Source organism: Nostoc sp. (assembly GCF_036917675.1).
In the GTDB taxonomy this organism is placed as follows: Bacteria; Cyanobacteriota; Cyanobacteriia; order Cyanobacteriales; family Nostocaceae; genus Nostoc.
Genome location: NZ_JBALCT010000001.1, coordinates 96984 through 110935 on the forward strand (window position 1 = coordinate 96984; position 13952 = coordinate 110935).

A 13952-nucleotide genomic window follows, 5' to 3' on the forward strand; every position below is an offset into this window, starting at 1 on the left:
TTAGGGAATCCTAACACCGCAACCAGGATCATATTGCGATCGCGTCATAGACTGTAACAGTTTTTAGTCATTTGTCCTTTGTTCTTTGTCATTTGTTAAAAATTAGTACCCAATGCCCCATGCCCCATGCCCAATGACCTATTTACTCTTGACTTTTGTCCGCTTTTCCTCATAGCTATTGTGAACAATCGGTATAGTGAAGTGAAGCTGACTACCCTGGTCTTTGCCAGTTGACTCTGCCCAAATTTCCCCACCCCAGCCATTAACAATTTGACGGCAAATAGCTAAACCAAGTCCAGTTCCGCCAGTGGTGCGGCGTAGCGCTCCCTCTTCTTGATAGAAGCGGTCAAACACTACTTCTAAACGATTCGGTTCAATGCCGCGTCCAGTGTCAGCCACAGTCACCTCGACGACCATTTGATGGCTATTGTGAATCGCTTTAATGGTGATTTCTCCTTCGGGTGGCGTAAATTTATAAGCATTGTCCATGAGTTTTGCCAGTACCTCTACTAGCCAATCACCGTCAGCTCTTACCAGAGGTAGGTTTTGAGCAATTTGAGTTTTGATTTGGGGCGGCTTTTCCGTTGAGGAGCGTATGCGATTTCGGCTGAGTGCTAAATCTATACACTCTTGTAAGGTGAGGGATTCTGGATGCCATTCCACCCGACCGCTTTCCAAATTAGAAAGTGTGAGGAAATCTTGTACCAATTTTCGCATCCGCTCTGAGTCGGAAAGAGCAGTGTTGAGCATGATCTGCTGCAACTCCAAGGGCATATCCGGCTCACTAGCGAGACTTTCTAGGCAGACTTGAATTGTAGATAGGGGGGTACGTAGTTCATGTCCGGTAATGGCTATGAGGTTGCTGCGGGTGCGGTCTAGGGCTTCTAGCTGCTGGTTAAGTTCTTCTAGGTTGGCGTAAGCTTCCGCTTGGATAAGAGCTGCTCCCACTTGGGTAGCGATCGCTTCTACCAGATCCAATTCCCCAACTTGGCACTCGTGAGGTGGCATCCGGCAATAGTGTAACTCCACAATGCCTAATAATCGCCCCTGATAGAACACTGGTTCCATCAGCCAAGAACGAATGGCAAACTTTTTGGCGATCAATGAAAGTCCTGGCGAATTGGTAACGCGAGGGTCACTCAGCGTATCGCTTACACAAACTCCTTCGCCTTGTTCCACTATGTCCCGAAATAGGGAATTTTTCTCTAACTCCCAGGTTTGCCCACAAACAGATAAAATACCGGGAGTCAAAAACTCGTGTTCAATTATGGCTTGCCTATCTGCGGATTGAGCGCGGTAAATTAAACAGCGACAAGCTTCTAAGTGTTGTCCTAATTCTTGTGCCGCCACCTGGAGAACTTCGTGAGGATCGAGCGATCGCCGAATGGCAGTGCTAATGGAGTTGACTAATCGTTCTTTTCGTGCTTGAGCAGCAATGGAACGGTAGGCTTTGTGCAATTTATACTGGCTAGCTTGCAAATAAGTTACTAAGCGCTGCACAAAGGGATCTGTATCGATGTCACAAGCATATTCGTTTACTTGTTCTGCTCCAGAGTAGCTTCTCGGCTCCCCGATGCCAAACCTCTGACGGGCTTCCTCAATTTTACTTGCCAGTTCTGGTCTGTAAACCAAAATCCTGTCTAATAGCAATTCGGCTGCTTTGAGGCTAACTCCCCTTTCCGATGTCCAAATTCCCTCAAATCTTCGCGCTGTGTCGATATCCAGATTATGGCTTAGTTCCGGTAGTTGCTTGTTTTTGGCAATAGAACCAAGGTTTTCCCGGCAAACCAGACAAGTTGCATAATTGTCAGCAATAACTACCAAATGCCACTCTTGACTCAAGCCATCCTTTGGCTCAAAAGCCACCTTTTCGTAGTGTTCCGAACTGTTGGTGAAATCCGTTTCTGGAGCAGATAATACGTATACTTGATTACTTCGTAAGGCAAGTCGCTGGTAGCGATGAGCTTCTTGCCGGTAGAATCGCTCTCGCTGAAAACTAGCAATTACAAGGGGTTGGGCTAAAGTCGCAGCCAAAACTTGATCTTCCATCGCGTGGGAGAGCGCCGTTAGTGAAGCCTTAAAATATAGCTGGGGCCGCAAGTATGGTAGGGACTTTAGCAGATCACTCAGCACAGAAGTCGAAATGCTCATGAATTATTGTTAAACGCTCAACCTCGATAAGATCCAAGTCACAGCTGCATTGTACAAATTCCAAGGGACTCTGAAGTTAAATAGACAGTTGCAATATGTAAAGAACGCTAAAAAGCACTTTCCGCCAAGCAGGCGCAACATTTTGTTACCAAATTGATTTGTTGATTGACAACTTACTACGCCCAATATACATTCTTGACTAACTTTGAAATATGCTTGCACAGCTAAAATCTTTCAATCATAAGTACAACATAAATAATTATTGTATTCTTTAACTCTTTTCTTTTCAATAACTACTGATAATTGATCGCCCACGCATTGGCGTAGCCGGTGGTAGACATCGCCTACTTAATATTTACACCCACTCAATAAATTTTCTTACCCAAAAACCATTACTGCCACATACCATATAATTTAATCCGTAATGATTGATTAATTTTAATCAATCAATTAATTATCATAAATTTGTGTAATTAAACATCAAGATATTTAAAACAAAATCGTATAATAGTTTCGGGAAGAAGTGCTACCTGTACCCGATAAAGACTAGGAATTTCGCATTTTTGCTGAGTATACTATATGTCTTGTATCTTGAGAAAGTTCAACGACTAAGGAATTATCTCAAAATTCTCAGTTTTCAGTCTTGAGTTTAGACTTATACAATATAAATATTATCAAAATTTACTTATATTGATTTGAGCGCTGCTATTTTGTCAGCAGTACGTAAAAATTATTTTGGCTAGAATGGCTCAAACAAGTTTTATAGAGCGTCTTTTTTCTACAATTTGTGAGGCTTCAAGACCTCTACTGCGAATACCACAAATATCTACGACCTGTACACGGAACTTTGGCTAATGACACCGGATACGCTAATCACCCCGGAAAAAATTTTCCTGGATGGAAAAACTTTTATTCCAGCCGAACAATTACCGATCCCGGAGTGGCCTTGTGTTGTGAGTGAAAGACCACAACCGACACTGACCGTTAAAGATGATGATTTATTTTTTGTGACAGATACTATTGGGAATATTTCTGGCTGTTCCCTCAACGATGGCAATCCCAGCATGGGACTGTTTTGTTGTGATACGAGATTTCTGAATCGGTTGGAGTTGCAAATTGAAGGGCGATCGCCTGTACTCCTCAGTAGTACTGCTGAAAAAGGGTTTTCACTCTCAGCTTTGTGTACTAACCCCAGAATTGACGAACGCCTGAAACCCGACACTATCGGAATTCGCCGGGAAATCGTGCTGAATGGGGCATTATTTGAAGAAATAGAAGTATCTAACTACAGCACAACAACCGTCAGTTTTGAACTAAGCATCAGCTTTGATGCAGATTTTGTTGATTTATTTGAAGTCCGGGGTTATGACAGAGAAAAACGAGGTCGGCTTTTACGCCTAGTGGAACTGACGGCTGAGGAAGGAACATTTTCTCAGGTCGATGGCGTTGCGGCTGTACCTAAAGAGCCATCCGCCTCTAGGGAAGAATCCTTAACACTCGCCTATCAAGGTTTGGATGGCTCGGTGATGGAATCCCGGATTCTATTTCAACATCGGCAACCAGACTCTTTCAAGGGTTACACTGCGGTTTGGCAGCTAGAGTTGGCTTCTCACGAAACTCAAAAGCTGGGCTACCGAGTGAATATGTTGAGAAACAACCAATCCAGTTCAACTGTGAGCGCCGCCTTCACGTTAGGACAGGCAAAAGCCGCTGAGTTGATGGAGGAGCAAAACTGGGTACAACAAATTACACGCATTAGCTCAGATAAGAATACCTTCAATCGAGTGATTGAGCGGGCTGAACAAGATATGTATTTGTTGCGCCAATCTTTTGGTAAGCATAAAACTGTTTCTGCCGGAGTGCCCTGGTTTTCGACACTATTTGGGCGAGATTCGCTGGTTACAGCTTCTCAAACCCTGATGTTAAACTCGCAAATCGCCAAAGAAACCCTGCTACTACTTGCGACATACCAAGGTAAATTCGACGACGAATGGCGCGAAGAAGAACCGGGTAAGATTTTGCACGAGTTACGTTTGGGAGAAATGGCTCGTTGTCAAGAAATTCCCCATACACCTTACTACGGTACAGTTGATGCGACTCCCCTGTGGCTGATGCTCTATGCCGAACATTATGCTTGGACTCACGATCAAGAACTCCTAGAGCAACTTTGGCCGAATGCTCTAGCAGCAATGGAGTGGATTGATCGCAATAGCAAACAAACCAGCTACCTCAGTTACTTCCGTAAATCCAAACGAGGTCTTGTTAACCAAGGTTGGAAAGATTCTGGTGACTGTATCGTAGACCACAAGGGAGAATTAGCCAACGGACCAATTGCCCTGTGTGAGGTGCAAGCTTATGTTTATGCTGCAAAAATGCGCCTAGCAGAAATAGCTAGGATGAAGAAGCGGCTTGATTTGGCAGATCGTTGGCAAGAAGAGGCTAGAAGTCTTAAGGTTCGTTTTAATCGAGATTTTTGGGTGGAAGACCAGGATTTCTGCGCTCTAGCTTTGGATGGAGATGGCAAGCCAGTAGACAGTATTACCTCAAATCCAGGTCAATGTCTGCATTTGGGTCTGTTCAGCCACGAAAGAGCCTATAGTGTGGCAGAACGCTTGCGGGCACCAGATATGTTTAATGGTTGGGGTGTACGTACCTTGAGTAGTTTGTCACCTGCTTACAATCCAATGGGCTATCACACTGGTTCGGTTTGGCCCCATGATAACGCTCTGATTGCAATGGGATTGCGATCGCTCGGTCTGATCGATCAAGCTCTGGAAATATTCCAAGGTTTATTCGACATGACTGACCAGCAACCCTATCAACGTCCTCCAGAACTTTTCTGCGGCTACGAACGGAATGGTGATAATGCCCCTGTGCAGTATCCAGTTGCCTGCACTCCCCAAGCTTGGGCTACTGGTAGTATCTTCCAACTACTACAAATGATGGTCAACTTGGTACCTGATGCTCAAAATAACTGCTTGCGAATAATCGACCCCGCTTTGCCAGAATCGATTAATCGCTTGTCTTTCCATAATTTGCGAGTTGGCCCCACCATCCTCGATTTGGAATTCGAGCGTTCTGGAACTACCACTGCTTGCCGCGTTGCTAAAAAACGGGGTAATTTGCGAGTAGTTATCGAAGCTTAAAAAGGGAGTAGGGAGTAGGGAATTTATCACTCCCTATTTTATGATTAGTGCGATCGCTCGGCGGCATGACCTGAAATTCAGCATCAGGGCTTGTCCTACTATCTACTACAACCAAGACAGTGTTAGTGGGACTTAGACAAAAAATACCCCAAAAATAGCCTCAAATCTATATACAGAAACACTTTGACATCGCTTTGGTTAGTTTCTTGATATATCTGGGTTTGGGCTATTTTTGAGCCTTTGGTGTATTTCCCTTACCCTGCATAGATTTGAGGCTTGTTTCTCCCTCAAAAATGTTTAAGTCCCATTAGTCTGCTTCATCGCCAGTGTGTAGAGTTTTCAAGAGTTGCTCTGTAAGCTCGATCAATTCATATACAGAATTTTGCGTAAGTTCTGTAGTTTTGAAGCCATGAGCAATAGAATTACGTAATGGGAGTAAATTCATTAGTAACTGATACTCAGATTTTGAAATTACACCTTCAGTTGCTAATTGGTTTATTAAGTAGCGTGGATCAAATCTTTCTAAACTTAGTGAAATTATTGTCAGCAGTGAAGAGATAGCTGGGTAATAATTTCATCTTCCTTGCCAGATGCAAAATGAGCAAAGTGCTTTGCCAAAGGTGGTATGATTACCAAAGCATTGCTAAACCCAGAGAATAGATAAACGCTCTCAAATCCTGGGATAGTACCAATCAAGGGTAAGCGATCACTACTAAATGCCACCAGACAATGATGGCAGGTTCCTGGTAAATTTTCCAAAGCTGGTAAAAACTGACCGACACTTTTTCGCAGCCACTTTTCACTCGCTTCTGAGTTTACCTTGGCATAAGGATCTGTGAGAACACGGCTAATCTGACCAATACGAAAGCTACCATCTTGAAACTGAATCGCACCCGCATCTAAAATTGGAAGTACTGGCTCATTACCTAGTTCATCCCACAATTTATCAACTTGAGTAGATTCAGCTTCTAGTTGAAACCTTTGTACATTAGCTGGCATAACTAAGGTGCGTAACTGCACATCCATAGGTGGGGTTTCAATTATTTCTGCATGGGTAAAATACAGCTTGACGGGAATACCAGCAAATTTTAGTAGTTGGCGGCTGAGTCCACCCGCACAAATGACAACTTTAGCACTGTGGAAAGTTCCAGTAGTTGTTTTTACACCATCTTGCAGGACTTGCAATACTGAGGTAATCTGTATTTTACCCCCAGCACGTTCAAAAGCTTGGATGTAAGCTTGTGCTGTTTTTTCTGGGTGAATATGACCGTGTTTGATAGTTAAAGCACCAGATATCACCTCTCGATTTAGCTGTGGTTCCAACTCATAAGCTTCTTGAACACTCAGTAAACGGGGTGGAATGGCAAAATTATTATATGATGCAGCCGTTGCTTCTGGGTCATTAGCGGCTGAAATAGTAAGTAATAAATCTAATTCCCGAAATTGGATATCAGCGTCTAACTCTTGAGATAAGATATTGTAACGCGCGATCGCATCTTCGCACAATTGGCGAGTTAGTGGCGTATTCCCCGACCAATAAGCAAGCCCACCATAACTATAGCGAGTTGCATTCTGTGGTGTTTCGTATTGCTCCAGCAAAAGTACAGCAAAACCCGTTTTTACTAATTCATAAGCGAGTGTAGCACCCGCAATTCCACCACCAACCACAATCCAGTCATAGGTTTTCATATATGAATTACGAACTACGAATTTTTATAAGTTGCTTGTAAACGACTTAAAAGATATTCTCCCGCTAGGATAGACAGATAAATAGGCGATTGTTCTTTCTGGCAACTTTCCAGACAAGCAATTTCTGTATCATCATTATATGCTAGTAACCCTGAACACAAGCAGATAACTCCCGCTACTCATTATTGCGGCTTGCATCAACAACCACTAGAAAAGGATCGAAGAAAGCTTCTACGGCTTGCTGAAATGTTATGCCGTCATGATTGCTTGGATTAATCCCAGCTTTCTACTCGTTCCAAAGGAAGGTGACACCATTCACCACGAAAAAACATCCATACCTCATAATCTAGGCAAGATGTATTTACGTTGTTAATACGCTTTGTTGTAAAAGTTTACAATTACAATTCAAGGCTGAATCATAATTTACACCCAAACAGACGCGATTAATCGCGTCTCCTAACTCCTGTACAGACGCGATTAATCGCGTCTCTTTTACGCTTCCTCAGAATTTTCTCTTTTATGTCCTGGAGATGCTTCGTAAAGTGCATCAAGATGTTGACGCGCATCTTCAACGTTAATCGAACGCATTACCAAAAGTGGCTCTTTAATTAAGTTGCCCGCGCTATCTAATAACTCTGGATGGGGTACAAACTGTTTTTTTGATGAATAATAACCATAGTTGCCTTGATTATTCATTGGCGAGGAATTTGTCGGGTAAGTTCGATCGCGATCAAAACTGAACATGATCAGGTTACGAATTAAGTTGCCAACAGCTATAAATGCAAGGATTGTAAAAGCAAGAATGTAAAGCAGGTGTAACATTAGATTTTCCTCCAGGGCAGCAATTTTTTAAACTTTATTTTTTAACGCTTTGCTTCGCCGACACTGTTACTCACAGTTAAGACGAGTATTTGACGCACTCTTTGTGCGATTACATCCATATGAAGCTATTTGTCAACCGTTATTCCACTTACGGTAGCATAGGATACATTATTTTGTTAATCTAAATAATGTTAAGAAGTTGTTAAGAATTTTCTACTATCTCTTTGACGACTGAGCTAGCGTCTTGTCGTTAGACATTACTAAGTAGTCTGCCGAAATTTAGCAGATGCTCTCAACTGCTGCTTAGACTTCACGCCCTTGACGAAAGCGCATTGCGACATTCCAACATTCTGTTACTAATTGATGCCAAGGCATTAACGTTGCCATCTCAATCCCGACTTGTTTATCAGTAGCATTAAACAGCATCTTCACTGTGTTTAGTTCATCCTGCGCTTGCTTAACCCGGAAGAGCAAGTCTGATTGCTCTTGGTCACTCATAAATGATAGTTGCTCAGTTTCGAGTAAATGGCGCGATCGCGTAAACCAATGCTGAAAATCTTCAAGCAGGGGTTCTAAAACCGTTTTCAGCAATTCAGTCCCTGGTAAATTTGAGTCTGACATAAATGAGAAGCATATTTTCAACTTGCTTACTAATATTAACGTTATTTATGTTTCTTAACATTTTTCTTATTTTTCTCATAATTCCGAGGATCTAAAAATATGTAACAAAGAACACAAAATTTATCATATAGTCTTGATATGGAGTTTGTATAGTTCCTTTGGAGAGGCGTCTATAGGTATATATGACAGCGAGTTGTAATTCATCAGATAATTTAGCGATGTCTACGACGGGCTACGCCTACGCGTGGAATCCTGAATTTCACACTCAGGTAAGCAATCAAAAATTTATCTTTATCGCCGATTAAAAATTAATCCAGTAGTGGGAACATAAAGCTGAACTGGCAAAAACCAAAGTCGTTATAGTTGAATAAGCCTACAGATTCAGATAAATCACCTTTTGTAATCACTTCGCCAATGGTTCAGCAGCCAATGTCGCCAAATTCATCAAATCAGTCACAACAGTCAGAACAAGTTGAAAAAATCTATTTACCGCGTACCAGCGAATCGGAGAACTTAAAAAAGATTCGCCACACTGCTTCCCATGTAATGGCAATGGCAGTACAAAAGCTGTTTCCCAAGGCGCAAGTTACAATCGGCCCTTGGATTGAAAACGGTTTTTACTATGACTTTGACAACCCAGAACCATTTAGCGAAAATGATCTCAAAGCCATTAAGAAAGAGATGGCGAAGATTATCAATCGCAAGCTGGGAATAAGTCGGGAAGAAGTCAGCCGCGAAGAAGCCGAACGCCGGATTCAGGAAATTAAGGAACCTTATAAGCTAGAAATTCTGGCAGATATCAAACAGGAACCAATCACGATTTACCACCTGGGGAATGAATGGTGGGATTTGTGTGCCGGACCTCATCTGGAAAATACCAGTGAATTAAACCCGAAGGCAATTGAACTAGAAAGCGTTGCTGGTGCTTATTGGCGTGGGGATGAAACTAAAGCCCAATTACAACGCATCTACGCCACCGCTTGGGAAAGTCCAGAACAACTCACTGAATATAAGCGACGCAAAGAAGAAGCGCTGCGGCGAGATCACCGGAAACTTGGGAAAGAACTGGGATTATTTATATTTTCTGATCTAGTCGGGCCGGGTTTACCTTTGTGGACGCCAAAGGGTACTCTGTTGCGGAGTACTTTAGAAGACTTCCTCAAGCAAGAACAATTAAAACGGGGTTATCTACCTGTGGTGACTCCCCATCTTGCTAAAGTCGATTTATTTAAAAAATCTGGACACTGGCAGAAATATAAAGAAGATATGTTCCCTTTGATGGCGGATGACGAGGAAGCTGCTGCCAAAGAAGAGGGCTTTGTCCTCAAGCCGATGAACTGTCCCTTCCATATCCAAATATATCAAAGTGAGTTACGCTCCTATCGGGAACTACCGATGCGACTGGCAGAATTTGGTACTGTTTACCGCTACGAACAATCAGGAGAATTGGGCGGTTTAACGCGGGTGCGCGGTTTTACCGTAGATGATTCTCACTTGTTCGTCACCCCAGAACAGCTAGATAGTGAATTCCTCAGTGTGGTGGATTTGATTTTGTCGGTGTTCAATAGTCTGCAACTGAAGAACTTTAAAGCTAGACTCAGTTTCCGCGATCCTGCTAGTGATAAGTACATCGGTGATGATGAAGTTTGGGACAAAGCCGAAGGTGCAATTCGCCGTGCAGTTGAAACCTTGGGGATGGAACACTTTGAAGGTATTGGAGAGGCAGCATTTTATGGGCCGAAACTCGACTTTATCTTTAGTGATGCTTTAGATCGGGAGTGGCAATTAGGAACTGTGCAGGTAGATTACAATTTGCCAGAACGCTTTGAGTTGGAGTATGTCGCCGAAGATGGGGTTCGCAAACGTCCGGTAATGATTCACCGTGCGCCTTTTGGTTCACTGGAAAGGTTGATTGGGATCTTAATTGAAGAATATGCGGGCGATTTCCCTTTGTGGTTAGCGCCTGTGCAAGCTAGATTACTGCCAGTGGGTGATACACAGTTAGATTTTGCTAAAGATGTGGTGGCGAAGATGAGAGCGTTGGGCATCCGTGCAGAAGTTGATACCAGTGGCGATCGCTTAGGTAAACAGATTCGGAATGCAGAGAAAGAAAAAATACCCGTGATGGCTGTGGTGGGAGCGAAGGAAGTGGAAACTAACACCTTGAGTATCCGTACCCGCGCCTCTGGGGAATTGGGAGTTATAGCTGTAGATGAGGTGGTGGATAAGATGAAAGATGCGATCGCTAAGTTCGAGAATTTCTAAAATTTAACCTCGATCATTTCTAAAATCTAACCCCAGACGCACACTAATTATAATTGGTGTGCGTTTTGTTTAGTAGATCGGAGCATTGGCTAGCTGGTAGGTTTTGGTAAAGGTGCGATCGTAACGTATGTAATACAATACGCTTGGGTTAAAGCCAAAAACCTTAACCTACGTAGGTTGGGTTGAGGGATGAAACCCAACATTTTCGGGACTTTGTTGGGTTTCACTACGTACCCCTATGGGGAAGCAAGCTACAACCCAACCTACAATTATCCTTAACCCAAGCGTATTGGTATGTAATATCAAAAACTCATTAATGGAGTTCAAAGACTCGTTAACGCAGTTCAAAGGTGGATTCATCCAGTTCAAAGACTCCTTAACGGAGTTCAGAGGTGGATTCATCCAGTTCAAAGACTCGTTAACGGAGTTCAAAGGTGGATTCATCCAGTTCAAAGACTCGTTGACGGAGTTCAGAGGTGGATTCATCCACTTCAAAGACTCGTTGACGGAGTTCAGAGGTGGATTCATCCAGTTCAAAGACTCGTTGACGGAGTTCAGAGACTCATTTTAATTAAATCAAGAATTTACCCTCAACCTATAAGTCTCTTTCTTAATTACGAATTACGTTAGCGTCGAGGGGCGTAGCCGATTACCAATTACGAATTAATCTCACGCCCTTGGCCGCAACAGTTGCACAAAGGTATCACTCACAGTATGGTCTTTGGTATCGGCGGCGTATTGAACTAATTTTTCCTTCAGTTCTTTAGCAGCATCTAAAGGCAGTAAGTTGACTAGCAAAAAGTACACACCCCGAAAACGGGAGTCGCCCATCTGGTCAATCAGTCGATTTTTAGCTTCATCTTTCTCGCCGAGAAAGTTCTGCACCAAAAAGAAATCCATAATCTTATCGTGGCGGAAATACCATTCTCTCTTGGCTGCACCTTCTTCGTTTTGCCACTGACGGCTGACGACCATTTTATATTTCTCATCTTCTAAAGATTCTAATACTTTGAAAAATTCATCTGCGGGTAGGGCCTGTTCATCGTTCAACCGCATTTGATAAACAGCATCGGAGAATTTTTTTAAGGGAAATTCCTGGTTCCACTCTTGCAGGTATTCTCCTGCCATCAAATTATATTGCTGTTCTTGCAAGTGAAACAGGTCGGGGTATGCGCTTTGGGAGATCATTAACGCCACAACAGTTAAATCCATTGGGTTAGAGAGAACCCTTTGATTAGCAGCTAATTCCTCTGATGATTGCTGGTTGCTGAAGGCTTGAGTTAAGTAATTATTGCAAGCTTGTTTGTAATCATCACCTTGTACTTTGGCATTTTTGGGCAGTCGTGGCTGACGGGAAATCAAAAATTGCTGAATTTGGGCTGGCTCAAGGGGCTGTAATTTATATATCTTGGCTGTTGAAGGTGGTGTCCACTCTAGGGGCTGGGTAGTCATGATGATGTTACCCCGGAAATAGCTTTCGACAAACTGACAAATTTTTGCCCTGGTGTCGGCTGTGACTTCGTTAAGTCCGTCAATGCAGATATCTAAAGCACCACTATAAATTAAATTCTTGAGAAAATCAGCATCTTGTGCTTGCCCGTGTAGCTTGGCTTGAATTGCTTCAATTACCCCCTTGTCGCACTTGCGGGCTGGTAGATAAACCACAATGCGCGGTGAGGTTTTTACCAGATGGCGCAGAAACATCGACTTACCCAAGCCGGAATCACCTTCTAGAACAATCTGCCCGGTGATGCTGGGTAGCACCTGGGTAATTGCTTGGGGTTCTTCTGCACTGGGAACTTTCACCTGAGATTCTGGGAAGTATGTTTGGGGGTTAAAATTATCTAACCCGGCATCGGCTAACAGGGAAGGCTTGAAGGGTTCAAATAATTTGCGACGGAAAAAGGGAATCCAAGCGAGGAGAAAGCCGACGTAGCCCACGCCTAAGATGCGCCTTACCCAAGGGTTCCAGAAGAAGATAGCTTGGACTTGGGGAAATTTGGGATAGGCAAAGATGAGGAGAAGCCAAAAGATGATGTGAATTAAGATTATATTTCTGGCTTTGAAAAACCACTGCCAATATTCCAAATGACTAATTACTGTCTGTAGTGTATCAGCTTGGGTAAAGTTAATTTTTTTGAGGTTGCTATAATGAGTTTGCAGTAAGTTAATATCCTCGGCTTTCCAATAAACTTTTTTGTTGGCAGCAACTTCAGAAATTTTTTGTGCTAAATCTTTTATTAATTCATCTAGTCCTTGGCTGGCTTCCCAGGCTTTGCGAAAGACTTCTAGTGTTTTTACACCTTCAGCGTGTGTCAGCTTATCAGGAATTGCTTTCGGTTTGCCTAGCCATGTGAGCAAGGTTTTGACATCATCAGTGCCGCCACCCAGGAAATATGTCAAAAATCGCCACTGTTTAAGTTCCTCATAATCTGCGTAATAGATGCTATCTAGAATTACAACAATATTATTCAGGTTGAGTTGTTCTATCTTACCCAATGCCTGTGCTGCACCGGAAGCAACATAAGACTCAACGGATTTATCCTTGAGGAAGTCGAGGATGTCTTTGACGTAGGGTTTTGCAGCCTCCCCCAGATTTCCCAATGCCACTGCTGCACCGGAACGAACATTTGAGCGAAGGGTTTTATCCTTGAGGATGTCAAGAATGTCTTTGATGTAGGGTTTGGTTAGCTCCCGCAGATTTCCCAATGCAGAACTTGGAAAGTCAACATAAAAACTGCCAACAATTTCATCCTTGGGGAAATCGAGGATGTCTTTGACGTAGGGTTTGGCTGCCTCCCTCAGATTTCCCAATGCCTCTGCTGCACCGGAACGAACCATAGTTTCAACAGTTTTATCCTTGAGAATATCAGCGATGTCTTTGACGTAGGGTTTGGCTGCCTCCCCCAGATTTCCCAATGCCACTGCTGCACTGGAACGAACAGTTGAGTCAACGGTTTTATCCTTGAGGATGTCAGCGATGTCTTTGAGATAGGGTTTGGCAGCCTCCCCCAGATTTCCCAATGCCTCTGCTGCACCGGAACGAACCATAGTTTCAACAGTTTTATCCTTGAGAATATCAGCGATGTCTTTGACGTAGGGTTTGGCTGCCTCCCCCAGATTTCCCAATGCCGATGCTGCACCGGAACGAACTCTTGAGTCAACGGTTTTATCCTTGAGGATGTCAGCGATGTCTTTGACATAGGGTTTGGCAGCCTCCCCCAGATTTCCCAATGCCGATGCTGCACCGGAACGAAC

The 13952-nt window shown here is 43.2% G+C and carries 9 protein-coding genes; 3 read left to right on the forward strand and 6 right to left on the reverse strand.

Going from position 1 to position 13952, the window contains the following annotated elements; genetic code table 11:
- Positions 1–138: 138 nt before the first annotated feature.
- The gene (locus V7K31_RS00450) at positions 139–2151 is read right to left on the reverse strand and encodes a DICT sensory domain-containing protein (protein ID WP_335091944.1); all 2013 of its coding nucleotides are present in this window, start codon (positions 2149–2151) and stop codon (positions 139–141) included.
- Positions 2152–3005: 854 nt separating this feature from the next.
- On the opposite strand from V7K31_RS00450, the gene V7K31_RS00455 reads away from it, so the two are divergent.
- Positions 3006–5297, forward strand: a complete 2292-nt coding sequence (locus V7K31_RS00455; RefSeq protein ID WP_335091946.1) for an amylo-alpha-1,6-glucosidase — start codon at positions 3006–3008, stop codon at positions 5295–5297.
- 543 nt (positions 5298–5840) lie between these two features.
- On the opposite strand, the gene V7K31_RS00460 is transcribed toward V7K31_RS00455, so the two are convergent.
- The 3 genes from V7K31_RS00460 to V7K31_RS00470 all read right to left on the reverse strand — a co-directional run bounded on the left by V7K31_RS00460 (position 5841) and on the right by V7K31_RS00470 (position 8429).
- A complete protein-coding gene (locus V7K31_RS00460; protein ID WP_335091947.1) occupies positions 5841–6986 on the reverse strand; it encodes an NAD(P)/FAD-dependent oxidoreductase in 1146 nt (381 codons plus the stop codon).
- Between the two features lie 492 nt (positions 6987–7478).
- Positions 7479–7808 carry a DUF2973 domain-containing protein gene (locus V7K31_RS00465; protein WP_335091948.1) on the reverse strand — a complete coding sequence of 110 codons (330 nt, stop codon included), beginning with the start codon at positions 7806–7808 and terminating at the stop codon, positions 7479–7481.
- A gap of 303 nt (positions 7809–8111) precedes the next feature.
- Complete coding sequence (locus V7K31_RS00470) at positions 8112–8429, reverse strand: DUF2605 domain-containing protein (protein WP_335091949.1); 318 nt, start codon at positions 8427–8429, stop codon at positions 8112–8114.
- 182 nt (positions 8430–8611) lie between these two features.
- Between V7K31_RS00470 and V7K31_RS00475 the strand changes: the two genes are divergently transcribed.
- Together V7K31_RS00475 and thrS are read left to right on the forward strand one after the other, a co-directional pair.
- The gene (locus V7K31_RS00475; protein ID WP_335091950.1) at positions 8612–8734 is read left to right on the forward strand and encodes a hypothetical protein; all 123 of its coding nucleotides are present in this window, start codon (positions 8612–8614) and stop codon (positions 8732–8734) included.
- Positions 8735–8843: 109 nt separating this feature from the next.
- The gene (thrS, locus tag V7K31_RS00480) at positions 8844–10694 is read left to right on the forward strand and encodes a threonine--tRNA ligase (protein ID WP_335091957.1); all 1851 of its coding nucleotides are present in this window, start codon (positions 8844–8846) and stop codon (positions 10692–10694) included.
- A gap of 168 nt (positions 10695–10862) precedes the next feature.
- Here thrS and V7K31_RS00485 read toward each other — a convergent pair whose 3' ends face one another.
- Together V7K31_RS00485 and V7K31_RS00490 are read right to left on the reverse strand one after the other, a co-directional pair.
- On the reverse strand, positions 10863–11222 hold the full coding sequence (locus V7K31_RS00485) for a hypothetical protein (protein WP_335091951.1): 360 nt from the start codon (positions 11220–11222) through the stop codon (positions 10863–10865).
- A gap of 141 nt (positions 11223–11363) precedes the next feature.
- Positions 11364–13952, reverse strand: a 2589-nt coding sequence (locus V7K31_RS00490; protein WP_335091952.1) for a HEAT repeat domain-containing protein, incomplete at its 5' end; no start/stop codon positions are given.